The 22,793-nt window shown below is 67.1% G+C and carries 39 protein-coding genes; 33 read left to right on the top strand and 6 right to left on the bottom strand.

Going from position 1 to position 22,793, the window contains the following annotated elements; genetic code table 11:
• The first annotated feature begins 97 nt into the window (after nucleotides 1-97).
• Nucleotides 98-1,507: a wax ester/triacylglycerol synthase domain-containing protein gene (locus tag ACWEKS_RS34425; protein WP_452343978.1), complete on the top strand. Its 1,410-nt coding sequence runs from the start codon at nucleotides 98-100 to the stop codon at nucleotides 1,505-1,507.
• Between the two features lie 155 nt (nucleotides 1,508-1,662).
• Here the strand turns inward: ACWEKS_RS34425 and ACWEKS_RS34420 are convergent, their stop codons facing one another.
• From ACWEKS_RS34420 to ACWEKS_RS34400, 5 genes are all read right to left on the bottom strand, one after another.
• Nucleotides 1,663-2,148, bottom strand: a complete 486-nt coding sequence (locus tag ACWEKS_RS34420; protein WP_452343977.1) for a hypothetical protein — start codon at nucleotides 2,146-2,148, stop codon at nucleotides 1,663-1,665.
• Nucleotides 2,148-2,861 (bottom strand): DUF2637 domain-containing protein, encoded by a 714-nt coding sequence (locus ACWEKS_RS34415; protein WP_452343991.1) that lies wholly within the window; start codon nucleotides 2,859-2,861, stop codon nucleotides 2,148-2,150. Before ACWEKS_RS34415 ends, ACWEKS_RS34420 begins: the two co-directional genes overlap by 1 nt.
• 273 nt (nucleotides 2,862-3,134) lie before the next feature.
• Nucleotides 3,135-3,365: a hypothetical protein gene (locus ACWEKS_RS34410; RefSeq protein WP_452343976.1), complete on the bottom strand. Its 231-nt coding sequence runs from the start codon at nucleotides 3,363-3,365 to the stop codon at nucleotides 3,135-3,137.
• Nucleotides 3,366-3,914: 549 nt separating this feature from the next.
• On the bottom strand, nucleotides 3,915-4,097 hold the full coding sequence (locus ACWEKS_RS34405) for a hypothetical protein (protein WP_452343975.1): 183 nt from the start codon (nucleotides 4,095-4,097) through the stop codon (nucleotides 3,915-3,917).
• Nucleotides 4,098-4,483: 386 nt separating this feature from the next.
• Nucleotides 4,484-5,101: a hypothetical protein gene (locus ACWEKS_RS34400; RefSeq protein WP_452343974.1), complete on the bottom strand. Its 618-nt coding sequence runs from the start codon at nucleotides 5,099-5,101 to the stop codon at nucleotides 4,484-4,486.
• A gap of 226 nt (nucleotides 5,102-5,327) precedes the next feature.
• Between ACWEKS_RS34400 and ACWEKS_RS34395 the strand changes: the two genes are divergently transcribed.
• The 31 genes from ACWEKS_RS34395 to ACWEKS_RS34245 all read left to right on the top strand — a co-directional run bounded on the left by ACWEKS_RS34395 (nucleotide 5,328) and on the right by ACWEKS_RS34245 (nucleotide 20,121).
• The gene (locus ACWEKS_RS34395) at nucleotides 5,328-5,573 is read left to right on the top strand and encodes a helix-turn-helix transcriptional regulator (protein WP_452343973.1); all 246 of its coding nucleotides are present in this window, start codon (nucleotides 5,328-5,330) and stop codon (nucleotides 5,571-5,573) included.
• Between the two features lie 126 nt (nucleotides 5,574-5,699).
• Nucleotides 5,700-6,416, top strand: a complete 717-nt coding sequence (locus ACWEKS_RS34390) for a phage antirepressor N-terminal domain-containing protein (protein ID WP_452343972.1) — start codon at nucleotides 5,700-5,702, stop codon at nucleotides 6,414-6,416.
• Complete coding sequence (locus ACWEKS_RS34385; RefSeq protein ID WP_452343971.1) at nucleotides 6,413-6,745, top strand: helix-turn-helix domain-containing protein; 333 nt, start codon at nucleotides 6,413-6,415, stop codon at nucleotides 6,743-6,745. Before ACWEKS_RS34390 ends, ACWEKS_RS34385 begins: the two co-directional genes overlap by 4 nt.
• A 128-nt stretch (nucleotides 6,746-6,873) precedes the next feature.
• On the top strand, nucleotides 6,874-7,086 hold the full coding sequence (locus ACWEKS_RS34380) for a hypothetical protein (RefSeq protein WP_452343970.1): 213 nt from the start codon (nucleotides 6,874-6,876) through the stop codon (nucleotides 7,084-7,086).
• Nucleotides 7,083-7,253, top strand: a complete 171-nt coding sequence (locus tag ACWEKS_RS34375) for a hypothetical protein (RefSeq protein WP_452343969.1) — start codon at nucleotides 7,083-7,085, stop codon at nucleotides 7,251-7,253. Before ACWEKS_RS34380 ends, ACWEKS_RS34375 begins: the two co-directional genes overlap by 4 nt.
• 82 nt (nucleotides 7,254-7,335) lie before the next feature.
• On the top strand, nucleotides 7,336-7,701 hold the full coding sequence (locus tag ACWEKS_RS34370) for a hypothetical protein (protein ID WP_452343968.1): 366 nt from the start codon (nucleotides 7,336-7,338) through the stop codon (nucleotides 7,699-7,701).
• On the top strand, nucleotides 7,698-7,988 hold the full coding sequence (locus ACWEKS_RS34365) for a WhiB family transcriptional regulator (protein ID WP_452343967.1): 291 nt from the start codon (nucleotides 7,698-7,700) through the stop codon (nucleotides 7,986-7,988). The genes ACWEKS_RS34370 and ACWEKS_RS34365 overlap by 4 nt, the downstream gene beginning before the upstream one ends.
• 70 nt (nucleotides 7,989-8,058) lie before the next feature.
• A complete protein-coding gene (locus ACWEKS_RS34360; RefSeq protein WP_452343966.1) occupies nucleotides 8,059-8,550 on the top strand; it encodes a hypothetical protein in 492 nt (163 codons plus the stop codon).
• A 41-nt stretch (nucleotides 8,551-8,591) separates the two neighbouring features.
• On the top strand, nucleotides 8,592-8,957 hold the full coding sequence (locus ACWEKS_RS34355; RefSeq protein ID WP_452343965.1) for a hypothetical protein: 366 nt from the start codon (nucleotides 8,592-8,594) through the stop codon (nucleotides 8,955-8,957).
• Nucleotides 8,954-9,241, top strand: coding sequence for a hypothetical protein (locus ACWEKS_RS34350; protein WP_452343964.1), 288 nt, complete (start codon nucleotides 8,954-8,956; stop codon nucleotides 9,239-9,241). The genes ACWEKS_RS34355 and ACWEKS_RS34350 overlap by 4 nt, the downstream gene beginning before the upstream one ends.
• Entirely contained in the window at nucleotides 9,238-9,387 is a 150-nt protein-coding gene (locus ACWEKS_RS34345) for a hypothetical protein (protein WP_452343963.1), read from the top strand. The genes ACWEKS_RS34350 and ACWEKS_RS34345 overlap by 4 nt, the downstream gene beginning before the upstream one ends.
• On the top strand, nucleotides 9,384-9,671 hold the full coding sequence (locus ACWEKS_RS34340; RefSeq protein ID WP_452343962.1) for a WhiB family transcriptional regulator: 288 nt from the start codon (nucleotides 9,384-9,386) through the stop codon (nucleotides 9,669-9,671). Before ACWEKS_RS34345 ends, ACWEKS_RS34340 begins: the two co-directional genes overlap by 4 nt.
• Nucleotides 9,664-10,701, top strand: a complete 1,038-nt coding sequence (locus ACWEKS_RS34335; protein WP_452343961.1) for a YqaJ viral recombinase family nuclease — start codon at nucleotides 9,664-9,666, stop codon at nucleotides 10,699-10,701. Before ACWEKS_RS34340 ends, ACWEKS_RS34335 begins: the two co-directional genes overlap by 8 nt.
• A gap of 3 nt (nucleotides 10,702-10,704) precedes the next feature.
• Nucleotides 10,705-11,670 carry a recombinase RecT gene (locus ACWEKS_RS34330; protein WP_452343960.1) on the top strand — a complete coding sequence of 322 codons (966 nt, stop codon included), beginning with the start codon at nucleotides 10,705-10,707 and terminating at the stop codon, nucleotides 11,668-11,670.
• 35 nt (nucleotides 11,671-11,705) lie between these two features.
• A complete protein-coding gene (locus ACWEKS_RS34325; protein ID WP_452343959.1) occupies nucleotides 11,706-12,116 on the top strand; it encodes a hypothetical protein in 411 nt (136 codons plus the stop codon).
• A 47-nt stretch (nucleotides 12,117-12,163) separates the two neighbouring features.
• Complete coding sequence (locus ACWEKS_RS34320; RefSeq protein ID WP_452343958.1) at nucleotides 12,164-12,577, top strand: DUF7171 family protein; 414 nt, start codon at nucleotides 12,164-12,166, stop codon at nucleotides 12,575-12,577.
• A 45-nt stretch (nucleotides 12,578-12,622) separates the two neighbouring features.
• Complete coding sequence (locus tag ACWEKS_RS34315; protein ID WP_452343957.1) at nucleotides 12,623-12,796, top strand: hypothetical protein; 174 nt, start codon at nucleotides 12,623-12,625, stop codon at nucleotides 12,794-12,796.
• 96 nt (nucleotides 12,797-12,892) lie between these two features.
• Nucleotides 12,893-13,273 carry a hypothetical protein gene (locus ACWEKS_RS34310; protein ID WP_379437172.1) on the top strand — a complete coding sequence of 127 codons (381 nt, stop codon included), beginning with the start codon at nucleotides 12,893-12,895 and terminating at the stop codon, nucleotides 13,271-13,273.
• Between the two features lie 39 nt (nucleotides 13,274-13,312).
• Nucleotides 13,313-13,660, top strand: a complete 348-nt coding sequence (locus ACWEKS_RS34305; RefSeq protein WP_452343956.1) for a helix-turn-helix domain-containing protein — start codon at nucleotides 13,313-13,315, stop codon at nucleotides 13,658-13,660.
• Between the two features lie 286 nt (nucleotides 13,661-13,946).
• A complete protein-coding gene (locus ACWEKS_RS34300) occupies nucleotides 13,947-14,714 on the top strand; it encodes a DNA polymerase beta superfamily protein (protein WP_452343955.1) in 768 nt (255 codons plus the stop codon).
• A complete protein-coding gene (locus ACWEKS_RS34295; protein WP_452343954.1) occupies nucleotides 14,707-14,853 on the top strand; it encodes a hypothetical protein in 147 nt (48 codons plus the stop codon). The genes ACWEKS_RS34300 and ACWEKS_RS34295 overlap by 8 nt, the downstream gene beginning before the upstream one ends.
• Nucleotides 14,846-15,187 carry a hypothetical protein gene (locus ACWEKS_RS34290; protein ID WP_452343953.1) on the top strand — a complete coding sequence of 114 codons (342 nt, stop codon included), beginning with the start codon at nucleotides 14,846-14,848 and terminating at the stop codon, nucleotides 15,185-15,187. Before ACWEKS_RS34295 ends, ACWEKS_RS34290 begins: the two co-directional genes overlap by 8 nt.
• A complete protein-coding gene (locus tag ACWEKS_RS34285; protein WP_452343952.1) occupies nucleotides 15,180-15,392 on the top strand; it encodes a hypothetical protein in 213 nt (70 codons plus the stop codon). Before ACWEKS_RS34290 ends, ACWEKS_RS34285 begins: the two co-directional genes overlap by 8 nt.
• Before the next feature lie 45 nt (nucleotides 15,393-15,437).
• The gene (locus tag ACWEKS_RS34280) at nucleotides 15,438-16,025 is read left to right on the top strand and encodes a hypothetical protein (RefSeq protein ID WP_452343951.1); all 588 of its coding nucleotides are present in this window, start codon (nucleotides 15,438-15,440) and stop codon (nucleotides 16,023-16,025) included.
• 46 nt (nucleotides 16,026-16,071) lie between these two features.
• Nucleotides 16,072-16,539 (top strand): hypothetical protein, encoded by a 468-nt coding sequence (locus tag ACWEKS_RS34275; protein WP_452343950.1) that lies wholly within the window; start codon nucleotides 16,072-16,074, stop codon nucleotides 16,537-16,539.
• Nucleotides 16,536-17,045, top strand: coding sequence for a hypothetical protein (locus ACWEKS_RS34270; RefSeq protein ID WP_452343949.1), 510 nt, complete (start codon nucleotides 16,536-16,538; stop codon nucleotides 17,043-17,045). Before ACWEKS_RS34275 ends, ACWEKS_RS34270 begins: the two co-directional genes overlap by 4 nt.
• Nucleotides 17,046-17,062: 17 nt before the next feature.
• The gene (locus ACWEKS_RS34265) at nucleotides 17,063-17,662 is read left to right on the top strand and encodes a hypothetical protein (protein ID WP_452343948.1); all 600 of its coding nucleotides are present in this window, start codon (nucleotides 17,063-17,065) and stop codon (nucleotides 17,660-17,662) included.
• Nucleotides 17,659-17,919 carry a hypothetical protein gene (locus tag ACWEKS_RS34260; protein ID WP_452343947.1) on the top strand — a complete coding sequence of 87 codons (261 nt, stop codon included), beginning with the start codon at nucleotides 17,659-17,661 and terminating at the stop codon, nucleotides 17,917-17,919. The genes ACWEKS_RS34265 and ACWEKS_RS34260 overlap by 4 nt, the downstream gene beginning before the upstream one ends.
• 14 nt (nucleotides 17,920-17,933) lie before the next feature.
• The gene (locus ACWEKS_RS34255; protein WP_452343946.1) at nucleotides 17,934-18,512 is read left to right on the top strand and encodes a hypothetical protein; all 579 of its coding nucleotides are present in this window, start codon (nucleotides 17,934-17,936) and stop codon (nucleotides 18,510-18,512) included.
• Nucleotides 18,509-19,612: a hypothetical protein gene (locus ACWEKS_RS34250; protein ID WP_452343945.1), complete on the top strand. Its 1,104-nt coding sequence runs from the start codon at nucleotides 18,509-18,511 to the stop codon at nucleotides 19,610-19,612. Before ACWEKS_RS34255 ends, ACWEKS_RS34250 begins: the two co-directional genes overlap by 4 nt.
• A 206-nt stretch (nucleotides 19,613-19,818) precedes the next feature.
• Complete coding sequence (locus tag ACWEKS_RS34245; RefSeq protein WP_452343944.1) at nucleotides 19,819-20,121, top strand: hypothetical protein; 303 nt, start codon at nucleotides 19,819-19,821, stop codon at nucleotides 20,119-20,121.
• 622 nt (nucleotides 20,122-20,743) lie between these two features.
• Here ACWEKS_RS34245 and ACWEKS_RS34240 read toward each other — a convergent pair.
• Complete coding sequence (locus ACWEKS_RS34240) at nucleotides 20,744-21,115, bottom strand: hypothetical protein (protein WP_452343943.1); 372 nt, start codon at nucleotides 21,113-21,115, stop codon at nucleotides 20,744-20,746.
• A gap of 80 nt (nucleotides 21,116-21,195) precedes the next feature.
• Between ACWEKS_RS34240 and ACWEKS_RS34235 the strand changes: the two genes are divergently transcribed.
• Nucleotides 21,196-22,782, top strand: coding sequence for a terminase large subunit domain-containing protein (locus ACWEKS_RS34235; protein ID WP_452343942.1), 1,587 nt, complete (start codon nucleotides 21,196-21,198; stop codon nucleotides 22,780-22,782).
• Nucleotides 22,783-22,793 lie beyond the last annotated feature (11 nt).

Below are 22,793 nucleotides of genomic sequence, written 5' to 3'. Positions count from 1 at the left end.
CGCGGTCACCCCGCCCCCGGGAGAATGGTAAGGCTTCTACTACAAACGGTAGCACCCGGAGGCGCTGCGCCGTACGGGGTTTCGTTATGGTCATCGGGTGAAATCCCTGGCCGCCCGGGACGCCACCATGTACTGGCTGTCCGCGCGTACCCGCAACGACCTGTTCCTGCTCTACTGCTTCGCCAACACCGGACGCGAGGCCGGCGAGCTGCGGGCGGCCGTCGCCGGCCGGGTGGTCCACATTCCGGATTTGCTGATCCATGTGCTGGATACTCCTGCAAATATTGCGTATCCGATTTGGGCGACTTGCGAATTCACGAACGAGCAGTTCGTCGACCATCGACTCTCGGACGCCACGTGGGTGAATGTCACCGCCGCGGTGGGCGATCTGCTCGGCGCGGGCCTGAATGCGAACGACCGCCCCTGGCGGCTGCACGTGTTCCGAAGTGTCCGGGACGTCCCGGGATTCGCTACCGGTGAGTGTGCGCTGGTAGTGGTGCTCCAGCTATCCCACGCCCTGGCCGACGGCCGCCGCGCCGCTGCCATCGCGCGAGCGTTGTTCAGCAGCAGTGAATTTCCGGCATCTGCCACCGGGGTCCCCTCGCGCCGACTCGTCGGTCGGTACCTCCCGCGCAGCCTTCGTGATGTCGTGACGAGCGCCCTCGCCGCTACTGTTGCGCTGCCCGGCATCCCGATCGGCATGGCGCGCACCGTCGTTCGCGGTCTGGCCGCCGCCCGGGCCCAGCGCCGGCTGGCCGAGCTCACGGCGGCCGGGGAACTGCCGCCGCCCGCACCCGATACCGAACCGACGGCCCTGAACGGCACCGGCGCACCGCCTGCCGCGCATATCGTGCGCATGCTGGTGTGCGACCAGGATCGGCTGCGGGTACCGGACCACTCGGTAACGGTGGTGGCGCTCACCGCCATTTCCATCGCGTTGGAGACCTATCTCTCGGAGCGCGGCGCCGCGGTCGCCGACCTGCGCGCCCAGGTCCCCATGGCGATCGCCACCGCGGCAGCCGGCCGCAACGGCTACCGCGACCTGTCGGTGGATCTGGCCGTCGCCGCACCCCTGCCGCGCACCCGCGCCGACCGCATCGCCGCCGACCTCGCCGCGCGCCGCACTCGCGCCGCACATCCGCTCCAGGACGCGCAGGATTCGGTGACCGCCGTCCTTCCCGCCCCGCTGCTGCACCATGATGTGACGCACGCCCCGATAGATGTGCTCCCCGAACGAGTTTCGGGTCATACCGTCGTCTCCAGCGTCGACCGCGGTCCGGCGGACCTCCGATTCGGCGGCGGCGCAGCCCGATTCACGGCCGGCTTTCCAGCGCTCGGCACGGTCATGCACCTGACTCACGGCATCCACGGCCTCGGCGACACGGTCACCGTCTCCATCCACGCCGATCCCGCGGTAATCCCCGACGTGGACCGCTACAGCGCCCTGCTGGATTCGGCGATCGACGAGATCACCTGCGCATTGCGGGAATCCGGCGGCACGGGCTGACCGGGGCCGGATGTGTTGCGGGGCTGGATATGCGGAAGGCTCCGGCCGGACCGAGTCCGGCCGAAGCCTTGCGGGCCCAGCAATGTTGCCTGTTTGCCCGAATCACCTCTGATGCTTTCGATCAAGCGAATGGATCGTCGAGTTCAACAGCGGGATCAGACCATACCGTTGACCAGCGGATGCTCCGAGACGCCCTCGGGGACGCCCCATTGACTATGTGCGAGTGCTTCGAAAACGCAGATCAACAACAATTTTCGGGCGCGATGCCCGGCATTGACTTCGGATTCGACACCGGATTCCTGGCTGCGCATGCTGACCACCGGGCCGCGCCGCGGGCCGGGCTCGGACAACATCCAGAACAGTTCCGGCCCCATCAGTGTCGAGCGTCCGCCCGTCTCACTGAACCACCGACCGGAGTATTCGATCATCAGATCGGTGAATGCTTCGACGTTGCCGACTGCGTCGGTGAACTGTGTCATCGCACCCGATCGATCCAGACTGTTCTGGATGATCGAAGCCAGCCGGCTCGCGATTTCCCGGAACTGATCTACTCCTTGGTCCTGCCACATGTTCATCGCCATTTTTCGCTCCAGAGAGGGTTTCAGAGGTGACTGAGGGGTCGATCGAGCTGCATCCGCCATTACATTTGCGCGGCGGTCATCGAGACCTGGGGTCGTTCGACGCCGTCCGGCGCAGCTGACCTGTGCTGTGCACCGATGCCTGCGGTCTGCCCGCGGGAATACCCGGGCCCGATGGATTCGAGCGGGTAGAGCCTGGGCTGACGCGCTGCCAAGGCTTCCGCGGAGTGCTCCGGATCCGGTGAGGTGAACGACTCGGCCTCGAGCTCGGTGGCCTCGAGGTCGGCTTCGAGCTCGGCGGTCTCGAGGTCGGGCTCGGGCTCGGCGGCGCCGAGCCCGGCGGCTTCGAGCTCGGCTGCCAGCTCGGCCGCGACCTGCTTGCCGCGTTGCCAGAGCATCAACGTGAGGTGCACCGCGAAAAGCATGGTCAGCGGCATGCCGGCGTAAATGAACATGGCCACGACACCGCCACCGATCTCGTGGGCGTACTGGATATTCCCGGCAATCGAGAGCATGGTCGACAGAACGAACAGCACGGTCGAATACCACCAGCCGACGCTCCATTGCCGGAACGAGGCGGTGGCGATGATCGAACCGATTACCAGGCCGTCGACGGCGATCGGCACATTCGAGGCCAGGTCGGGCGGTACCAGATTGCGTATCGAGAGTTGGTGCAGAGCGGAAAAAGACATTTGAAATGACTTGACTGCTACTACGCCCGCGACAATTAGCGAAGCATGTGCCAACCGGGGTCTGAACGAACTCAGTCGCCCCATGACGCCCCCCGCCCTGTGCAGCGCGGGCGCTTGCACGTCGCCATCTGTGGATCTCGCGGATGTGATCTCCATCATGGCGGCGAGGGTACTGTGCGGCCGGTCCCCGGATTGTGCACCGCGCCAGTTTCAGATTCGGTGCTGTGCGGACGCGCGCAATCGCGCTCTCGAAAGTTAGCCATCGATTAACTCGAATCCCCAGGGCTGCAACACATCACGCCCGACTGCACCGATCGGGCCAACGCAAGGACCCAACCAATAGGTGTTTCGTGCCAATCATCCGTTTTGGTCGGTCATCTCGTCGCACCCTGACGAGAACCCAACTGCAACTTGGCCAAAGCCCATCACATGATCTCCACCGGCGTGCCCTCGAGCGGACCGTGCCGCCACCGACACCACGAAAGTCATTGTGCCCGCGATGAACAGCGCTGATGTGGGCACGACCAGCCCCAGGACACCGGCCAGCGCCGGGCGCGCGATCCGTGCGATCCGGCTATTGAGATCCATGGCCGCGACCAGTGCGCCGCTGGTCCACGTCCACCAGATCGGGCACCAGAGCGCCGGGGGGCGATGGCGACCTCGCCCACGACCGCCGGGCCGGGATATGCGGAAGGCCCCGGCCGGACTGGGTCCGGCCGGGGCCTTCGAAGCGGAGGATAGGGGATTTGAACCCCACCTCTGACCAGGCAAAACATGCCCAACGTGCGCGAACGTGACGCCAGCGTGAAGCTCTGTACGTCTCGCGACCTGCAGGTTACGGGGGCTGTGTTGCCGCGGCAACGGGTACTGCCCGCGAGGTTTTCGGCAGGTCGCAGGGGCTCTGACCGCTGCCATTGGCATCCGTTGGACCCCTTGATGATCAGGGGATCCGCGCCCAGGAGAGCGCGAGAGAGCGGCCGAGTTTTATTGGGGGTAACGCGAGCAATTGGCTCAGATGGCAAGACGTACAACATGATTGCCGCGGATATGTGTCCGCTTCTTATGCGCCTGGCGACGATGCCAGTCTCGCGGATGGCCGAACACGTGCGGCCGAAAGTTGATCGACTACTGGTTGGTCTACATGTGCCAGGGCATCCGTCGCACCAGCTCGGAATCGATGTGCTGCACCTCTTTGGAGGTGAGGTGGTGTAGTCGGATCCTGAGGGTGGGGATATCCACGAATAGTTCTTCGGCGAGTTCGTAGTGATTCGACGGCTCGGCCCACATCACCGCTTCGGTGAGGCCCGCCAGCGGGATCAATCGTGTCGCTGCGATAGTGCCTACGGTTCGCTCTTCGCGGATTGCCAGCCTGAGATCGGTTGGTAGGGGCCCGCGTTCGAGGTGGACGATTTCGTGCCCGAGCGCGCATCGGCGGGCGGCCTGGCCGAGGGAGCGGTCGAGGTAGATCCCGTCAGTGGTCCAGGCTGCGCGTTGAGTGCCTGGTAGGGCGGCTTTGCAGTTGACACGGATGTGGGGGTGGTGGCGGCTGAGGTGTCGCCAGGGATCCCACCGATCGTTTTGTATTCGTAAAGAAGTCCCCATGAAACGGGATTCAAACACACGTTCGATATGGGTTGCTAGGGTTTAGCGCCCCGCTAGCTATGACGGATCGTGTCAACCAGATGCCATGGGATGCCAACTGGGTGCTACGAGATGTTGTCCCAGTCCTCGCGGTCTTTGTCGATATCGCCGTCTTCGGGGGCGAATGCGGCCAGTTGACGGTCAGGGTTCCACGGCGGCATCTCGTCTGAGGGCAATGGGTGAGCAGTGGCCGAGTGGTCGTCCTCGGGTCGGACTCTCACTGCCTCGACCATCCCTGGCAGTAGTTCCTCGGCCTTCCTCATGGCTTCGTCGAATTCGGCCCGTGTCATGCCGGCGGTCAGGCGGATGCCTTGCTGGGCGTGTTCGAGTTCTTCGGCTTCCAAGAGATTGCGGATGACCTCTAGGGCGATGCGGCGCCGCCGAGGTGAGAGCTTGTCTGCTTCGGCTGGAACTTCGTCGCGGAACGAGATGGTTGGCATGAGCTGGCCGGCCGCGGCGAAGGCGACTGACTCGGGTGTGCCGGCCAGATACGCGATGGCTCGGATTGTCGAGTCGGACGGCTTCGATTTGTACTTCCCGCTCAGGATCAGGGAGGCGGTCCCACGGTTGAGGCGCATGTCGATGCCGGAACTTTTGGCCGCCATATCCACCGCCTTCTCCATTGCGCGGGTGGACATGCCCTTGTCGGAGGCTGCCTGGAGTAAGTCACGCAAGGTTGTCATGTGCTGAGCCTCCTCGCTGGCTGCTTTGTTGCGTAAGCCAAGACGCCCAACGCGGCTGGCAACTCTCTTGCTCAGTTTCGCATATCTAGCGGCGTGATTGACGGTTGACAGCTTGGCAATGCAGCGCTTAGTGTCATGGCCATCGATTGACAACCCGGCAAGTGGAAAGCAGGATGAGGTGGCACAGCAAACCCGGCGAAAGCCGCGACAGTCAAGGAGTCACTGGATGCGATTGCGGGACCCCGCAACCCTGCGGCGCTGGCGAAAGCAACGTCGGTATACCCAGCGGGAGCTGGCAATGCTGGTGCGGCGCAGTCACACAACTATCTGGGCGTTGGAATCGGGAAAGCTCCGAACGGTTTCCGAGGATCTGGCAATCGCGATAGCGGCCAGGCTCGATGTCCCCTGGGCTGAGCTGTTCGATGCCCAAGAAGTCGCGTCGCTGGTGTCAATCGATGCGCAAGTCGGATGACGGTCTAGTGTTCGCGTGAAAACGGCCCCCACCTGGGCGAACAGGGGAGGGCCGCGAATGAAGAAAGGAGTCTTCGATGCCTGAAGCTACAGCACTCGATCTCTCAACGGCAGCTGGGCTGATCGTATGAGCGTCGTATCCGAATCGTTGGCGACGATCGAGTTCCACGGCGATCAACTGATGGTTGCGGCGGTCGACGGCAAGCCGTTCGTGATCCTCAAACCCGCCTTCGAGGCGATCGGATTGCAGCCGCACCAGCAGATCGCGAATCTGCAGGAACAGCCGTGGGCAACCACTCGCGTAACACGAGCAACTGGCTCAGATGGCAAGACGTACAACATGATTGCTGCGGATGTGCGTTCGTTCCTGATGCACCTGGCGACGATCCCAGTCTCGCGGGTGGCCGAACACGTGCGGCCGAAGCTGGTCGACTACCAGTGTGAAGTCGCCGAGGTCATCGAAACGCATTTCACGCGAACCAGCCCACGACCCACGAGCCCGAACACGGTCACCTGGCATGAGCTGGCAGCGCTGATCCGGCAGCGGTACGGCCTTGAATTCGAGGTTGCCGACCTCACTCGTGGACTGCGTGATGCGGGGGTGTTGATGCAGGACTGCTGCCGTCCCAAGAAGGAATTCCGAGCGTGGTTCTGGTTCACCGGGTCGGCGTGGACTGTGCACCCCCATGTGCTTCCCGAGCTGGCGCGCAAGCTCGTCGACGTGCGCCGCGCGCTCGGCGATCTGCAATCGCAGATGCATCTCGACCTTGTGCTCGACGACCAGTTGCGCCACGAACTCGCCAGTGCGAACCGCCTTCCCATTCCTCCTAAGGGGCAACAGTGACCAGTCTGGAAATCGAGACCTACGACCTGGCGTACGTGGCCGCGAAGACCGGCGCGCCGTCGGTGCGCTGGATCCAGGACCTGTTGCGCGCCGGTGTCATCCCCGGCAAAAAGTCGGGGCGCAAGTGGCGCATGAGCGAATCCGACATAGCCGCGCTGGTCGACTACATGGCCAAGCTCGCCCGCGACTCGGTCGCCCGCAACGGAGGCAGCACCGGCGCGTACCTGCCCGCCGCGCCCGACCCCGAACCTCAGCCCGCGCCCATCCGCCCTGGCGGCGGGGTGGGGCTGACCGCACGCGCCCGCCGCAACTTGCAGCGCAGCGCATAACACGCTTCCGTGCGCGGCACACCGACACCGCGCCCGGATCGCCGCCCCCTCGGCGAGGGCCACCAGGCGGTCGTTCCCGCGCCACCTGCTCGCCGAAGGGCGGCACAACCCACGAGAGGAATCCCACGATGACCGAGCTGACCGAGAATCGGATCCGCGAGATCGTGCGCGAGGAAATCGACGCCGCCACCGCGCGGCAGGTCGCCGAGGCCCGCAACCAGATCGCCGCGGGGTTCGCTCGCCTGGGTCGGCGTCCGACTCCCGCCCCGGGAGAGAGCACCCCCAGCCGAGACGAGACCGCCCGCCTCAGCCGGCGGCCCGCCGAAGGATCCGACCAGTGATCACCGAGACCGAACTGGAGCAGCGCCGCGACCACATGAGCTTGCGTGAGCGCGTCGCCGCCCGGGCCGTACTGGACCGCGCGGCGGGGATCACTTACCCGCCGCTGACCGACACCGCCGCCGCCACCCTGGCGGGGCTGTTCACCAAGGAGACACACCGATGCTGAAATCTTTTGCCCTGTGGATCAATCCGTGGCGATTCGAAACGCCGATGCTGGTCATCGACATCTGGACCTGGGGGCCCGGCCTGTGAGCGCACCACGCATCACCGCCCGCAGCATGATCACCGCCGACGCCGTGCGCGCCGGGTGGGTCATGGCCTACGAGAACACCGCCGCCACCGGGTACGCGCGGCGCGGCGCGCTGCTGACCGTGCTCTGGACCACTGACGGCGATCTTTTCGCCGCGACCCTGTCCGGCGGCGGCGCGCCGATGCCCGAGCGGCTCGGGGTCACCCCGCACGGTGACACCTACGCCGCGCAGGCCGTCGTGCTCGGCTGGCTGCACGGCCGCACCGACGCGCGGCCCGAGGTCGCGGTGATCAGCTCTCCGCCTGCGGTTGTCGGTGGTTTGGACTCCGCACTGCGGGCCGCGATGCGCGAGCAGATCTCATGACCGAGCGCATGTTCCTGGCCTGGGCCCACTGCCGACGCTCGGGTGTTCCGATGGAGCAGTTCTTTCCGACCCTGCCCATCGGTGACGACCGCGACGAACTCACCGCGCCGCTGCGTCAGCGCTGCGCCGAGCAGTGCCCGGTGCAGTCCGCATGTGCGGCAGATGCATTGATGCGCGGGCAGCTCCATGGAGTGGTCGCGAGTATCGATCTCGGACCGGGCAAGGTCCCGCGACCCGATGCAGTCACTGCCTTGCATCGGATCGCGGGCCAAGTGACCAGCTACTAAACCAGCCCCGACCCGGTGGGGGGACCACGCCCCACCGGCCACCTATCAACGAGACAGTAGGAGTGTAACCATGGATATCCAGCTGAAGGCGGGCAGCCCTGCGGCCAGCGATGTTGCTGCCGACCTGCGGGCCCTGGCCGACCTCGCCGAGGGCGACGGATTCATTGCGGCTGTGCTGCACGGTGTGTTCGAGCGTTCGATCTTCCCCGAGCATTCCGCGGCGTACTCGATCGAGGGCGGGATGATCGTGCGCGAAGTGCCCGCGATCCTGGCCGAGACGATCCGACGGATCAAGCCGTTGGCCACGGGCCCGGTCGCCAAGACATACAGCGACGGATTCCACGAGTCGCGGATCGGGTTGCGCGCGTTGGCCCTGCGGCTGACGGCCCGGCGCAACGACGTGTGCGAGCGGATCGTGACCGGTGTCACCCAGGTCACCGAGGAAGTGCCGGACCCCGAATACCTTGCTGCCGCACCGATGGTGAGCGTCACCCGCGAGGTCGAGCAGGTCGAGTGGCGGTGCGAACCGATCCTCGCGCACGCCGAGAAGTCCGGTCAGTGAACCCCGCAGCCGATCATCTACGAGACAGTGAGGGTGTAACCATGTTCATTCAACCGACGACCGGTAGCCCGTCGCCCAGCGATGTTGCCGCTGACCTGCGTGCTCTGGCCGACCTGGCCGAAGCCGATTCCGATGGGTTCGTTGCCGGGGTCCTCGCGCGGTTCTTCGCCGGGGCGGGCGTGTGGCCTGCTCATGCCGCAAACCACCTGTTCGACGATGAGGCGGGGCGGCGTGCCGCCGTCCAGGAGGCGATCCGTCGTTTCGCCACTGTGCAGCACAGCGCCCCCATGATCAGCGAGGTCGGTTCCGGCAACGACAAGATCCGGCAGCACCACGTGGTGATGCGGGTGCTGACGGTGAAACTGAGCGAGCGGGCGTCCGTCATGACCGAGGACGCGGACGCATGAGGCGGCACCACGGCCCCCATCACCACGGCCACTTCGACGACCCGACCGGACCGATTCCGACCTATACCCGGTTCGAGTCGCGCATCCCGGCCGACGAGCAGCCGACCCTGCAGATGGCCCCCGTGCACATCCCGCGCCACGCCCGCCCCGCCGGCCGGTTCTCCGACCGGGTGCGTGAGCTGATCGACCGCATCCGGATCGAGTCCGCGGTGTGGTTCTGGGGCATGGCGATCGGCGCGTTCTTCGGCGGCGCGATCGGTTTGCAGATCGGATCGGTCTGGTGAGCCCGGCCCAGTTGCGAGCGCGGTGCGATCCGCGCTGGGAGCACGACGAGCGGCGCAGCACCGAAGCCGATTGCACCTACCGACCACTGGCCCGCCCCGGCAGTCTCGACGACCCGGACGGCCCGACCGGATGGGACATGCGATGACCGGAATCCTGATCAGCTGGCAGGAGCTGGCCGCGTGCGGTCAGCACCCCTGCCTGCACTGGTGGAGCAGCAACGCGCGCACCAGCCCGGACGCCAAGAACGCGATGAAGGTTTGCGACACATGCCCTGTCCGCAAGGCATGCGGGCTCAACGCGATCACTCTGGGCGAGCGGCGCGGGATCCATGGCGGGTTCTGTGTGCGCGCCAAGAGCGAGTGGCTGGCGTTGCACGAGTTCCTCGGTCTGCCTCTCCCGGACGCGCAGTCTCGAGGCGACGATGAGTAGCGCACTGGCAGAGCACTGCGTGGAGGTGCTGGAGTACGGGGCCGACCGCGCCGAGTGGCTGCGCGTGCGCGGCCAGGGAATCGGCGGGTCGGACTGTGCGGCGGTCATGGGTATGGGCGGCCAATATGACAGCCCGTACACCGTGTGGGAGGACAAGACCGGGCGCGCACCGCACAAGCCCGAGACCGAGTCGATGTTCTGGGGCACGGCTTTCGAGCCGATCGTGCGCGCGGTCGCGATGGAGCGCCTCGGCCTGGCGGTCGAACTGCCGGGCACCCTGCGGTCGCTGAGCTATCCGTGGATGCAGACCAACCTCGACGGCGCGGTGTCCGATGGCGGCATCTACGAAGGCAAGGCGACCGGCGAGCGAGCGGCGCACCAGTGGGACGGGCAGGTGCCCGACCGGGCCGAGCTGCAGTGCCAGCACAACATGGCGGTGTCCGGCGCGAGTCATGCGTGGGTGGCCGGCCTGGTCGGCGGCAACAGGTTGAAGATCGCGCGCATCGAACGCGATGACGAGATCATCGAAATGATCTGCCATGAGGAAGCCAGGCTCTGGAATGCGCACGTCCTGACCGATATCCCGCCGCCGCTGGATCCCTCGGCGGCGACCCGGGCCCGGCTGCTCCGCAGGTTCCCGCGCCACAGCGGCACCATCGAACTCGACGAAGTCGACTGTGGTGTGGACATCGCGCGGGCGGTGCAGCTGGCCCAGCAGTGGCGCACAGCCGCGGACGCGGAGAAGGCAGGCGCGAAAGCCAAGCGGCAGGCCGAGAACGAGATGCGGCTGATGATGGGCGACGCCGCCGCGCTCACCCTCAGCGGTCGCCCGCTGGCCAAGATCACCGGTGCCACCTGGGCCAGCAAGCAATTCGAGGACGCCGAACCTGCGCTGGCGTCCGAGTACCGCATCAAGGTCGACGCGATCGATTCCAAGGCGTTGCGCCGCGACCACCCCGATGTGTGGCTGCGCCACCAGGCCACCCGATTCACGGCATTCCCGCTCCCCCTACCCGAACAGGAAGGTTGATCGATGGGTCACAACCTGCGCGAACGGACCCGCGCGGCGGTCGCCGCCCGCACCGACGCACCCCCGCCGGCACCCCCGGCCGAGACCGACCGCGACGAGCAGCTGCAGCTCGCGATGACCAATGTCATTGTCGGACTGCATGATCAGATCGCCCGCGCGCTGCCGCGCCACATGGACGCCGACCGGATGGTACGGGTCGCGGTCACCGCGGTCCGGCTGAATCCGAAGCTGGCGCGCTGCTCGGTACGCAGCATCTCCGGCGCGGTGCTCACCGCCGCCGTGCTCGGCCTCGAGCCATCGGTGAACGGGCAGTGCTGGCTGATGCCAGAGATGCAGATCGACGAAGCCAGCCAACAGCCATGGTGGGAATGCCAGCTGTGGATCGGGTATCAGGGCTACGTCAAGCAGGTACTGCAGTCCGGTCTCGTGTCCTCGATCGACGCGCAGGCCGTGCGCGAGCACGACGTGTTCAAACACCAGAAGGGGACCACACCCTATCTGGTGCACCAGAAGGCGCGCGGAGACCGCGGCCCGATCATCGCCTACTACGCGATCGCGCAACTGCCCACGGGAAACGACGCGCCGTTCGAAGTGCTCTGGCCCGAGGAAGTGCGGGAGCTGCGCGGCGGCAAGGAAGGACCCAACCCCGGGCACACCGACCCGCAAAGCTGGATGGAACGCAAGGTGGTAGTGCGCCAGCTGGCCAAGCTGCTGCCCAAATCCCCGGAGCTGGCCGCGACCCTCGACGCCGACGAACGCAACGGTGCCGAGCTGTACGCCCAGCGCCTGGCCGAACGCGAAGCGGCCGACGTGATCGCCGACGCCACCCCCAACCCCGAGCCCAACCCGCCGGCACCCGAACCGCCCGCCACCGCGAATGCGGCGGCCCAGTCCGCTGACCTCGGCAAGGCCCACCGTCAGCGAACCAGCCGCCGCGCACGCAAAGCTCGCCACCGAAAGCGCGGCTGACGAACCGCCGCCAAATCCCTTGCACAAGACGAGAAATGGAGACATCGACCGATGACCATGACCCCCAAGGCGGTGCGGCGATGGGACCATACTGCCGGTACTGCGACATGCGCTGTTTCGTCCACGACCCCAAGGGGTCTGGCTTCATCCTCGCCACCTGCGACAAAGGGATGGAGAACGACCGCGCGAAGCTCGGTTACGACATCAACCAGGCGCGCGCCGAGGCTGAATCGCTCGCGGACGCGGAACAGTCGCACGCGGGCAAGGCCGAGGACGACAGCCAGGCCCGCCCCGCGGCCACGCACCCGCTGCCGAAAACGCTTGCCGCACTGCGCCAGCGCGACGACCAGCGCGAAGTGATCGGCCACCTGCTCGACACAGACCCGCTGTTCGTGCGTGACCTGCTGCTGCAGGCGCTCGACCAGCTGCCGCCGACGGCACCGTAGCCGCCGGCAGTTCCAACCAACCACCCCACCAAGAGAAGGGCGCCAGCATGGCGAAGGTCACCAGGCACAACGGGACCAAGGGCGGGACCAAGGGCACCGCAGAGGGATTCACCCGATACAACTTCACCGGTATGCCCACCGATCAGTTCGAGCACCGCCCCAAGCCCGGTGAGATCCGCAGAATGTCGGTGACCGTCGAATGCACCGCGTCCGGCTACGAGTCGATTTCCGAAGGTGTCCGCCACAAAACCAGATGGAAGGTCACCAACGCAACGCTGGGCGAGACGATCGAGCGCCCGCGCGATCCCGAGCTGCCGTTCGAAGACGAGGACGAGGACGACAGCGCCACCCCGGGCGAGGCCCGCACCGGCGAGCAGTACGGCGACTACACCGCGCCCGCCGAGGCCGAGGCCGAGGGCGGCAACGTGGTGGCGTTCTCCGACCGCAGCGACAACGCCTGACCCATGTATCTCGGAGACAGTCACACAGTCACGACTGATCCGGTAGTGCGGGCCGCAGCGCACCCCGCCAGGGGTGGCGCTGCGGCGGCCACGCCGGCGCTGTCGTTGGCGGCCGTGGGGACCGCCGCCTACGTGCGCGCGCTCGCCGACTACTTCCGGCTGATCGGACGCCCCCTGCCCGACCTTCGCCCCGGACCCGAGGGCGGCACCGATGCGTGAGACTGCGCGCGGGGTCGTCGCGCTGCTGCTGGTCTTCGCCAGCTTCACAACCGCTATGTGGCTGCTGGCGATCGTCGGCGCGTGGTGGTGGGGCTGATGCCGATCCGCCCGGAGAACCGACGGCGCTACCCGCCGAACTGGCGGGCGATCTCCGACTGGGTGAGGTTCTCGCGCGGTCAGGGTCGCTGCGAATGCCGCGGGGAATGCGGGCGGCCGGTCGTGCACCTGGCCGCCGACGGGCGCTGCCACAACAGGCACGGGCAGCGCGCCTACGGCACGGGTTCGCCGGTGGTGCTGACGACCGCGCACCTGGATCACACGCCCGAGCACTGCGATCCGGACAACCTGCGCGCGTTCTGCCAGGGCTGCCACCTGCACTACGACCGCGAGCATCACGCGCAGACCCGCGCAGCCACCGAACGCGCTGCGGTCGAGGCGCAGATGGATCCGCTGTTCGAGCTGGGGGAGGGCCGGTGAGGGGGATTCGACTGTGGGACTGGGTGAGAGGTGGTGGCAATGGAGCTTGTTCCCGTCGACCGGTTCGACTGGGAGCGTTGGATCAAACGCCTGCACCTGCCGCCGACGGTCAAGCTGATGGCGCTGACGCTGGCGACCTACGCCGACCCCGACGGGTCTCGGGTCTTCCCGGGCGTCGAGGAATTGGTGGCGGTGACGTGCCAGAGCCTGGCCACGGTGAAACGGCAGATGGCGACTCTGCGCGAGATGGGGCTGATCGAGCTGGTCAGCCGTGCCAGCCGCCGCGCAGGGCTGGCCGACGAATACCGGCTGACCGTACCTGCGAACGTGACCGAGTTGCCTGGCCTGCCGCCTGATCACGGACAAGACAACAGGGCTCACCGGTGAGCCCTGAATTGTGCCCGGATCACAGCTCACCAGTGAGCCCTGATTGTGGATAACTGCCATCCACATCTGTGGATAACCACCCTCCAGTGATCTGAAGTTAGGGCTACCTCAGAGCTCATTTGGAGGGGTATCAGGGCTCATTTGAAGGGGTATCAGGGCTCACCGGTGAGCCCCCACCAATAAATAACCAACCACTACCAACCCCTAGATGCGTCCCCGGCTCTCAACGCAACTCACTACAGCGACGCCGCCTGTGGACAAACCCATCTCTCGCGGAAGGAATCCAATGACACCCACACCCGAGATCGTGACCGGCGCACCTCAGCCAGTCGCACGCCTGGAATGGACCGAACATGTCCGCCAGATCGACATGCCCGCCCAGCAGAAGTACTGCGCCCTCGTCCTCGCCACCTACGCCGACCTCGACGGGTCACGAGTATCGCCAGGCGTGCGGCGACTGGCCGCGGTCATGGACGTAACCGAACGGGCAGCCGTCCGTTCGATCAACGGGCTGCAACAGCTCGGCCTGATCCGCCACGAGATCGGCAAGGCGATGTACCTGATGCTGTCGTGCAACCCGACCGCTTCGGAAATCCTGTGGCTCGACGACTGGACCTACACCACCGACCACGGCCTCGAACTGATACACCTGCGTAGCAATTTCCTGTCCGCGCCCCGAGTGCGAAGCGCCTACTTCGGTTACGCGACAAGCCAATTCACGCGACTCATCGAACGCGGCCGATTCGCTGGCAGCCTCGAAACCCGCCGCGAGAAACACGCGCGGCACCTGATGCGGCTGCTGTGGCAGGGCTACCAGGTCTACACCACCGGGCACCTGCCCATCCGCGTCGAGGATCCCGACCGATTTCACGAGTTCGGCCGACAGGTCGCCGAAGACCCCGAATCCGACGCGGCCCGCGCACTGCTGATCGAATACGAGCACAAGTTCGACACCGCCCGCACGGTGCTGCCCGACCAGCCCGACGAAGCGCCGCTCGAGGATCTGCTGCAACGCGTGCGCCGCGCCTACCTCCAGGAGAACCGCCGTGCCTGACAACAACATCTGCCAGATCGAGCTGGGCCACGGCCGTTCCGGTGAACCGTGGGACCCGCCGGACTGCCTGTGCCCAGACTGCCGCGAGATCGCCGACGACATGGCACTCGCCGATGAGGAGATGAATCCCGATGGCTGACAACGACATCCGCGACCAGCTCCACAGGCTCCTGCGCCAGCACATCAGCTACGACCACCAGGCGGCTGCCGTAGACGCGCTTCTGGCCGAGGGCTGGCGTCCACCCGCCCGCGTCATCGACACCACCGAGATCGAGGCGATGCCGACCGGCACTCTCCTCCGGTCCGCAGATGGCGACGTCGCCTCTGTGGACCACGGAGGCGACGGTGAATGGCTCGGCGGCGACACCAAGGTCCATTTCCTCGGCTTTGTGACGCGTTGGTGGGAGTTCGTCATACATTTGCCGGCCAACCAATGGACCGTGCTGTGGCAGCCGGAGGTGGACCATGCCTGACCGAGACCTCACCCGCGCGATCGAGGACGGTGCGATGAACACGACCATCGCCGCGCTGCTCACCATGTCGATCATCGCGGTCATCCTCGAAGTCGCGGGCCGGCACCTGCGCCTGCCCATGCTGCGCCAGCTCGCCCTGTTCCAGGCCCTCGGTGTCGCCCTCGCCTGGCTGCTGTTCGCCGCCACCCGCGCCGCCCTCGCCTGACCCCGCCCACCTGCCCTGCCCGGACCACACACAGGAAGACAACCAATGCCCACCGTCGTCGGTATCGACCCCAGCCTCACCAGCACCGGACTCGCCATCATCCGCACCACACCGCCCGGTGACCCGTGGGGGCTGGATCCGGTCGAGTTCCGCACCATCGCCTCGACCGGAAAGAAGGGCGACACCTGGGCGCAGCGCTCCGAGCGGCTGCGCAGCCTGCGCGACCGCACCATGAACCGCGTACCCCGCGACGCCGAGCTGGTCGTGCTCGAAGGTCCCGCCCTCGGGGTGCGCGGGCCCGGCCAGCACGACTCAGCCTGGTACCGCGGCAAGCTCTACGACGCCTGCGCTGCGCTCGGTATCCCGGTCTTGGTGTGCCCGCCGACCAGCCGCGCCAAGTGGGCCACCGACAACGGCCACGCCAGCAAGGTCGACGTGGCCGTGGCGATCTCGAAACTGTGGCCGCACGCCGAGTTCCGCGGCGACGACCAGGCCGACGCGCTGTGCCTCGCCTCGATCGGCGCCCAGCACCTCGGGCTACCGGTCCCGTATCGGGTGCTGGAACGCCACAAGCTGGCGATATGCAAGCTGGAGTGGCCGGACCTGTCGCCCGTGCGTGACCGGATAATCTAGGTGACAGTCGCACTGTGCCGTCGATAAGAGAGGGTGGTGGTCGGGGATGGTGAAGCCCGGTAAGCAGGCCGCGCGGCGCCTCGCCTCGGCCGCCACCCGCCGCGAGGACGCGCTGGAGATGTTCGTGCAGGGCCGCACCTATCAGCAGATCGCCGATGCTCTGGACTATTGCGACCGGGGTGCCGCGTACCGGGCGGTGCAGACCGCTCTGTCGGAGACTGCCACCCGTACCTCGGCTATCGCCGATGAGGCCCGCCCGATCGTCCTGGAACGGCTGCAACGGCTGTGGGGCGCATGGTCGGCCAAGGCGATGGCCGGCGACGCGAAAGCGGCCGAGCTGTGCCTGCGCATGATCGACCGATATGTGCGGGTCACCGGCCTGGACCGGATCACGATCGAGGCCACCATCACCGGGCACAGCGAGATCGATGCCGAGATCGAACAGCTGATGACCCAGCTCCGTACACCCCGCCCGCCCGAGCTACAGCCCGGCGACATCGAAAGGACTCCATGACCACCACCACCCCCACCGACGCGGAACTGATCCCCTGGATCCGCCGCATCCAGAACTGCGGCGGCATCGGCGCCCCGGGCCGCGAGGACTACATCGATGTGTTCCGGGCCCTGCTCGCCGAGCACGGCAACCCCGCGCCAGCCCCGGCCGGGGAAACACCCACTCAGCTCCCCGTGAAGCTCATGATCGGCGACGTCGACGTGACCTCGCTCCTGCGCGAGCAGCTGATCGAGGCGCTGTTCTCGAACGAGATCGCTTACCAGCGGTACAAGGCGAACGCTGCTGGGGACGGCAGCGCCGAGCAGGCCACCCAGATCAACGACGTCAGCGACCCCCGCGCCGACCTGCTCCCCGCGATCCTCGACCAGTTGCAGCTCGGCAACGTGATCGCCGCGCTCACCGGCAGCAGCACCGCTCTCGAGCTGGTCGGTAACCACGATGTCGGCGAGGCCGCCGCGTACGTGCGCGAGCAGATCGACGCCATCATCAACCCGACCCGGGGCTGACCACCTGAATGTTCGTGGTGCGTTCAACCCGGGCCGATTCCCCGGGCAAGCGGCCCAAGGAGATCTCGCGCAAGCCCGCCCCCGCGGGTGGTCACGCTGCGCACCACGAACCGGCCGGGCAGGAAGCCATCGCCTGCCCGGCCACCCCGCCCGCCCTGACCACTCCGACCACGAGAGCCACCCCTGTGAACGCGATCTACCGCGCCGGTGACCAGCCCGGCGAACTGATCACTATCTGTGAACTGCCCGCCACCGCCACCGCCGTACTGACCACCCGCCGCACCGGCAGCCGCGACTACCTCGCCGGCACCCTCACCGTCGACCCCGACGTGGTGCGCACCCTGCTGCAGCTACCTGGCACGCCGACGTGCTGGGCGCTGTGGGACGGCACCTACATCCGTATCCGGGACATCTCCATCACCGACGGTGGTGCCGGTCTGCTGCGCGTCGACCAGTCCACACACGCCATGTCGACCAAGCAGGCCGAGGGCGGGCGGATCGCGCTGCGCATCGTCGAACCCTCACCGCCACAGCCGGTCTCGGAATGGGTGCCCGCTGAACGCGAACGCGCCCTGGCCGACCACCACGCCGCGACCGCAGCGGGGCGTGCGCTGTGACCGAGGTGTACACGATCCAGGCATGCCGCAGCTACGAAGGCTGCGAGCTGTACGAGGTTTGCAGCGGGCAGGACACCGCCGACGCCGCGGCCCGCGCTATCTGGACACAGGACCCGGGCCGGCGTGTGCAGATCAGCGCCTGGACCGTTGACGGCGCCCGCCGCGGGGTGTTCTCCGGTGACTTCACCGACTACACCGACCCCGAGGATCCCGAGGACGGGCCGCAGTGGGATCCGGCACCCGGAGTTACGCCGTGAACGCGGGCCGGGAAATGACTGCCCGCACACGGCTGCTGCGCGAACACGTGGCCCGCGTGTTCCCGCCCTGGCTGCTGCCCGATGAATCGCTACGGCTGGCCCCGCGACTGCCCGACTGGATGCCGTCGCCCATGCTGCCGCCCGATGAACCGCTCTGGCCGACAGTCGCCAACGCGCAGCCGAAACGGCCGGCCCCCCAGCTGCCCGACTGGATCGCGCCGCCCATGCGCGCGGCGGTGCTGCCGATGCTCACACCGGCCGAGCAGTGGACCCTGGCCCACGCCCTCGGCACCCTCGCCGCCGGTGTCCGCGTGCGCCTGTGGGATGGGGAATTCAACCTGCGCGGCAACATGCACCCAGCCAAAGACAGGCCAGGCTGGCAGGTCTGCCCCGGCGACGGATGCGCCTGGTGCGCGTGGGCAGCCAACCCCAACCCCGAGCTGCTGCCCGCCATGTATGTCTGGCCGAACCCGTTCCTGCCCAACGATGTATCCCACGATCCGGGGTGGTGGGGCGGCGGCAGCAGCTTCACGCTGGACAGCCTGCCGGTGCAGCGGCCGGGACTATGTACGGTGCAGCGGCCGTGGCTATGAGCGATTACGAATTCGAGATCGCCGACGGCGACCCGTACATGGTGCGCGACCTGCGCGTGCCAGGCGAGCAGATCCGCGACTCGGCGTGCTGCCTCACCTGCGGGCACCGTCGCGACTGGCACTTCCGCGGGCGCGGGGGCTGCGATGAAGGACCAGACGACTGCACCGCGCAGTGCATGGAGTTCCTCTCACCGCTGCTCGACGACATGCGGGTATGCCGCTGCGGGCACCGGGCCGAGGTGCACGGCCCGGGGTGCTGGGTCGACAACGCCAGCGCCAGCGGTGCACCGGACTGTAATTGTGCCCAGTTCGCCTCGGCCGAGGAACTGCTGCCGCCCGCCTTCGTGAAGAGCAGCGAACCGCGCGGGTTCGTCACGATGATGCTCACCGCGGGATCGTGCGTGATCGTCGAACCCGACGGACGCAAGTACAGCGCACCCGAAGCTCGGGTAGAAGCAGGCGATGGCGTGCGTGCGGAGTGGACCCGGGAGGGGCGGTATCTCATCGTCGTGCGCGGTGATGTCGAGACGCGCTATCTGCTACGGGATGAGGCAGGGTTCCACGCGACCGACTTGCAAGTGAGACCTGCGTGGTCGAACCCGTACATGATGGCGGGCTGGGAGAGTGAGCGGCCATCGCACTACGTCGCGTCGCGCCCGCAGCTGCCCGCCGGCGAATCGTCGCGCCGGCTCGCCCTGCCGTGGGGTGATAGCGCCTACACCAGCCAGACCATCGCCCGGTGGCTGCCCGGCGATCCCGACCCCACCGGGCCCGGCTGGTGCTACGGTCCGCCATCGAACGGCCTGACCCCGTCGAGCGAAGGCCCGCGCCGCGCTGAACAGGTTACGTTCCGTGCCCTCGCCTGGTCGCGCACCCCTGCGCCGGACTGGGAGCAGGTGATAGGCGATGCCCCCTATGCCTATCGCAACTGGCCATTCCTAGAACCCGGCGACCGGGTGGGCGTGGTCGACGGCACCGGCGAAGTGCACATCGGCATCGTCAAAGACCACAGGCCCGTCGGCGCCAGCGAGTGGGAGCTGGATGTGGCATGGCCACCCAACGGCGACCCCGCCAGCCCGGCAGGTGAGCGGTCATGGTGAGTCTGAGCTGCCTTGGTCGGACTGCACGACCGCCACCATCTCGCCTACAGCCACCGACTCTGTGCACGCGATGGGCGCGTGCCGGAAGGTTCACCCCTACCAGAGGAGACAATCATGGGCACCATCCTTCTGAACGCCGGTTCCGCTGCGCTGCACGCTGTGGACTGGAAAGACGTCATCATCGCAGTGATCAAGGAACTGTTCTGATGCAGCCGACCATTGGGCGCATCGTCCACTACACCCTCAATGAGTCCGACGCGGAGGCCATCAACAAGCGCCGCGGCGACTTCGTCAGGCACCGCCGAACCGAGGGCTACGCCGACACCGGATACGTCGCCCACTACGGCAACCCGACCCGCGCGGGCGAGGTCTACCCGGCCCTCATCGTGCGCGCCCGGGGCGACTTGGTGAATCTCAAGGTGCAGCTCGACGGCACCGACGAGTACTGGGCGACCTCGCGATCCGAAGGCGATGGGCCGGGCCGCTGGAACTGGCCACCGAGGAGCTGACCATGTGTCACGTCCCAGCTGGGGTGCATTGATTGGCGTAGCTGGATCCATCGCGGTGAGGTCCGGAAGTAAGCCTCGGGAGTTCCTGCCGGATGACAGGGCCCGGGGCTTGCGCCGTATCAGGGGTCGATCACCCGCTGGCGAGTCCGCTACCGCCCCGTGTCGGCTGCCGATGGGGCAGGATCAAACCCGTGAACAGACGCGATGAACTGATCCTCCGAGCACTCGAGCTGGGATGTGTCGATAAGCCCGAGGAACACACTGATGAGCAGCTCCGTAACGCCATCGAGGCGGCGCAGGCCACGCACTGGACGGCCAACCTGCCGCATGCAGACCGACCTCCCCGCATCGTCAGGGGCAGACAAGAGGCCACGGGTCGGCCCTGATGCACAGGCCCACGGCCGCAGCCTCGGGTGAAGGGTGAGGCACGATCGACGTGCCCTTGCGCAAATTGACTTCTCCGCCAGGCTCGACGACGCTGGGGGTCGCCAATGGGCGTTGTGGGATGGGTCTGGTGTCGCAACTGGGATCTGCCCCCTGAGAAGGCCGGTCACGCTGGACGCGTGACCGGCCTCTTTCGTTCGCCAGCGTGAGCAGTTGCCGCTGGTGCGGGGTCGATCGGCTAGAACGTGTCCAGCGTCCGCATAGCCCGGGTTAAGTCGAGCAGCATGCCCTTGTCTCGCGCAGAGATCGCGGACTCGCGCTTGATTGCGGCCTCCAGGTCCACCTCGCCCAATTCGGGGATATCGATCTGCATGCTCGCTAACGCCGCGCGCACGACCTCGGACTCCGGAACCTCGAGGCCAGCAGCCAAAGCACGGATGGTTGACCCGGTGATCGAAACAACCTCGGTGTTGCGGATTCTCGACAGGTTGGACTTGCTCAGCCGATGGCCCGCGGCGGTTGCTCGCCGGGTGACATCAGCATCTGACCATCCATTGGAGTCTTCTGCCCGATCGATCAGTGCCGCGAGCGGGTGTCTGGGTTGCTGCATGGTGTGAGTAATTTACGACAGCAAAGGTGGGTTGGAGCGGCAAGCATGACGCGACATACATGGGCGGGAGAATAGGCGAGGTGACCAGCGTTCTCGAGGATGACGGCTGGCGGTCCCTGCCCGCCCGCGACAAGCAGCATTTGCGTGACCGGCTGCGCGAGGCGTGCGCACGGATGGGCATGCCCCTCGACACCAGCGACACCCCCGGCATGCTCGCCGCCAAACATCAGCCCGGCACCGCCCGGCGTGACTACCTCGACCGCATCGACCGCGAACTGGTGTGGATGCGTGACACACCCAACGCGAAGCTGATGATTTTCACGCCCAGCCAGGTGGGCAAGTCCACCCGGGTCAGCCGCTGGTTCCCGTTCTGGTGGCTCACCCAAAAGCCTTCGGACCGCATCATTCTCGGCAGCTACGCCAAGCACCTGGCCGCAGGCCACTCCGCGGCCTGCCGGGATCTGATCCTGGAGTTCGGGCGCGAGTACGGGCTGCGGCTACGCGGTGACGAAGCCACCCGATCGGACTGGACCCTGACCACCGGCGGCGGCTACCGCGGGCGCGGTGTCCGCTCCGGTCTGGTCGGCCAACCGATGGACTTGGGCATCATTGATGACCCGTTCGCCGACCGCGCCGCCGCCGACAGCCCCACCATTCGCGAAGTCGTATGGAACTGGTACTCATCGGCATTCGCGTCGCGTCGCGCCCCGGAATGCCGTGAGGTGCTGGTCATGCACCGCTGGCACCCCGACGACCTGGCCGGGCGCCTGCTCAAACGCGAAGGGCGTCAAGAGGAAGGCGGCGAGTGGCGGGTGCTACACCTGCCCGCCATCGCCCTGGCCCCCGACCCCGCCCGCGGTATCTACCCCGACCCGCTCGGCCGCGAACCCGGTGCGCCGCTGCAGCATCCGAAGATCCCCGCCGACGATGTCGAGGCACAAGCCAAACACTGGGCGCGGCTGCGTAAATCGATGACCGCCCGCGACTGGGCATCGCTGTCGCTCGGGCTGCCGATCACCGCCGAGGGCGCGCTGCTGACCGAGCAGCTGATCGATGACCGCCGCGCCCAGCCCGGCCCGCCTGCCCGCGTCGGGGTCGGGGTCGACCCGTCCGGTGGTGGCCGCGACACCGCCGGCATCATCGGCGGGCACCTCGACGACAGCGGCCGATTCTGGTGGACCCACAACAGGACTGCCCGCATGTCCTCGGCCGAGTGGCCGGTGCAGACATGCTTGCTCGCCCATGAGATCGGCGCGGACCGGATCGTGTTCGAATCCAACTACGGCGGCGATATGGCGCGCACGTTGATCACCCAAGCGTGGGATGCGCTGCAGCGCGACGGCGATATTCCTCGCGGTGCGCTGTGCCCGTACGTGCGCAGCGTGCACTCGCGCCGTAACAAGATGCTGCGCGCCGAACCGGTCGCCCAGGCAGTCATCACCGGCCGCATCGGATTCGGCACACACCCCTCGCTGCAGGGACTGATCAGCGAGTGGGTCGACTGGGAACCCGGATCCACGTGGTCGCCCGGCGCGCTCGACGCCGCAGTGCATTTGGCGTCGGATCTGCTGCCCGATGTCGCCGCGGGCGCCAAGACCCACAGCGTGGCAGGCCGCCGCCGCGACGGGGTCAACCCGACCGGTGGCGTGGCCGGGCGGCGCCGCTGACCCCCGCACGC

It is taken from the genome of Nocardia sp. NPDC004711, assembly GCF_053601595.1.
This window is presented reverse-complemented; position numbering and strand designations above follow the sequence as displayed.

What these genes read in the sequence shown, in the direction of transcription:
- ACWEKS_RS34420 (WP_452343977.1), bottom strand. Translation starts at nt 2,148, where the DNA reads ATGGCGGATGCAGCTCGATCGACCCCTCAGTCACCTCTGAAACCCTCT.
- ACWEKS_RS34415 (WP_452343991.1), bottom strand. Translation starts at nt 2,861, where the DNA reads ATGGGGCGACTGAGTTCGTTCAGACCCCGGTTGGCACATGCTTCGCTA.
- ACWEKS_RS34410 (WP_452343976.1), bottom strand. Translation starts at nt 3,365, where the DNA reads ATGGATCTCAATAGCCGGATCGCACGGATCGCGCGCCCGGCGCTGGCC.
- ACWEKS_RS34400 (WP_452343974.1), bottom strand. Translation starts at nt 5,101, where the DNA reads ATGACAACCTTGCGTGACTTACTCCAGGCAGCCTCCGACAAGGGCATG.
- ACWEKS_RS34395 (WP_452343973.1), top strand. Translation starts at nt 5,328, where the DNA reads ATGCGATTGCGGGACCCCGCAACCCTGCGGCGCTGGCGAAAGCAACGT.
- ACWEKS_RS34390 (WP_452343972.1), top strand. Translation starts at nt 5,700, where the DNA reads ATGAGCGTCGTATCCGAATCGTTGGCGACGATCGAGTTCCACGGCGAT.
- ACWEKS_RS34380 (WP_452343970.1), top strand. Translation starts at nt 6,874, where the DNA reads ATGACCGAGCTGACCGAGAATCGGATCCGCGAGATCGTGCGCGAGGAA.
- ACWEKS_RS34365 (WP_452343967.1), top strand. Translation starts at nt 7,698, where the DNA reads ATGACCGAGCGCATGTTCCTGGCCTGGGCCCACTGCCGACGCTCGGGT.
- ACWEKS_RS34360 (WP_452343966.1), top strand. Translation starts at nt 8,059, where the DNA reads ATGGATATCCAGCTGAAGGCGGGCAGCCCTGCGGCCAGCGATGTTGCT.
- ACWEKS_RS34355 (WP_452343965.1), top strand. Translation starts at nt 8,592, where the DNA reads ATGTTCATTCAACCGACGACCGGTAGCCCGTCGCCCAGCGATGTTGCC.
- ACWEKS_RS34350 (WP_452343964.1), top strand. Translation starts at nt 8,954, where the DNA reads ATGAGGCGGCACCACGGCCCCCATCACCACGGCCACTTCGACGACCCG.
- ACWEKS_RS34340 (WP_452343962.1), top strand. Translation starts at nt 9,384, where the DNA reads ATGACCGGAATCCTGATCAGCTGGCAGGAGCTGGCCGCGTGCGGTCAG.
- ACWEKS_RS34335 (WP_452343961.1), top strand. Translation starts at nt 9,664, where the DNA reads ATGAGTAGCGCACTGGCAGAGCACTGCGTGGAGGTGCTGGAGTACGGG.
- ACWEKS_RS34330 (WP_452343960.1), top strand. Translation starts at nt 10,705, where the DNA reads ATGGGTCACAACCTGCGCGAACGGACCCGCGCGGCGGTCGCCGCCCGC.
- ACWEKS_RS34325 (WP_452343959.1), top strand. Translation starts at nt 11,706, where the DNA reads ATGGAGACATCGACCGATGACCATGACCCCCAAGGCGGTGCGGCGATG.
- ACWEKS_RS34320 (WP_452343958.1), top strand. Translation starts at nt 12,164, where the DNA reads ATGGCGAAGGTCACCAGGCACAACGGGACCAAGGGCGGGACCAAGGGC.
- ACWEKS_RS34310 (WP_379437172.1), top strand. Translation starts at nt 12,893, where the DNA reads ATGCCGATCCGCCCGGAGAACCGACGGCGCTACCCGCCGAACTGGCGG.
- ACWEKS_RS34305 (WP_452343956.1), top strand. Translation starts at nt 13,313, where the DNA reads ATGGAGCTTGTTCCCGTCGACCGGTTCGACTGGGAGCGTTGGATCAAA.
- ACWEKS_RS34300 (WP_452343955.1), top strand. Translation starts at nt 13,947, where the DNA reads ATGACACCCACACCCGAGATCGTGACCGGCGCACCTCAGCCAGTCGCA.
- ACWEKS_RS34290 (WP_452343953.1), top strand. Translation starts at nt 14,846, where the DNA reads ATGGCTGACAACGACATCCGCGACCAGCTCCACAGGCTCCTGCGCCAG.
- ACWEKS_RS34285 (WP_452343952.1), top strand. Translation starts at nt 15,180, where the DNA reads ATGCCTGACCGAGACCTCACCCGCGCGATCGAGGACGGTGCGATGAAC.
- ACWEKS_RS34280 (WP_452343951.1), top strand. Translation starts at nt 15,438, where the DNA reads ATGCCCACCGTCGTCGGTATCGACCCCAGCCTCACCAGCACCGGACTC.
- ACWEKS_RS34275 (WP_452343950.1), top strand. Translation starts at nt 16,072, where the DNA reads ATGGTGAAGCCCGGTAAGCAGGCCGCGCGGCGCCTCGCCTCGGCCGCC.
- ACWEKS_RS34270 (WP_452343949.1), top strand. Translation starts at nt 16,536, where the DNA reads ATGACCACCACCACCCCCACCGACGCGGAACTGATCCCCTGGATCCGC.
- ACWEKS_RS34255 (WP_452343946.1), top strand. Translation starts at nt 17,934, where the DNA reads ATGACTGCCCGCACACGGCTGCTGCGCGAACACGTGGCCCGCGTGTTC.
- ACWEKS_RS34250 (WP_452343945.1), top strand. Translation starts at nt 18,509, where the DNA reads ATGAGCGATTACGAATTCGAGATCGCCGACGGCGACCCGTACATGGTG.
- ACWEKS_RS34245 (WP_452343944.1), top strand. Translation starts at nt 19,819, where the DNA reads ATGCAGCCGACCATTGGGCGCATCGTCCACTACACCCTCAATGAGTCC.
- ACWEKS_RS34240 (WP_452343943.1), bottom strand. Translation starts at nt 21,115, where the DNA reads ATGCAGCAACCCAGACACCCGCTCGCGGCACTGATCGATCGGGCAGAA.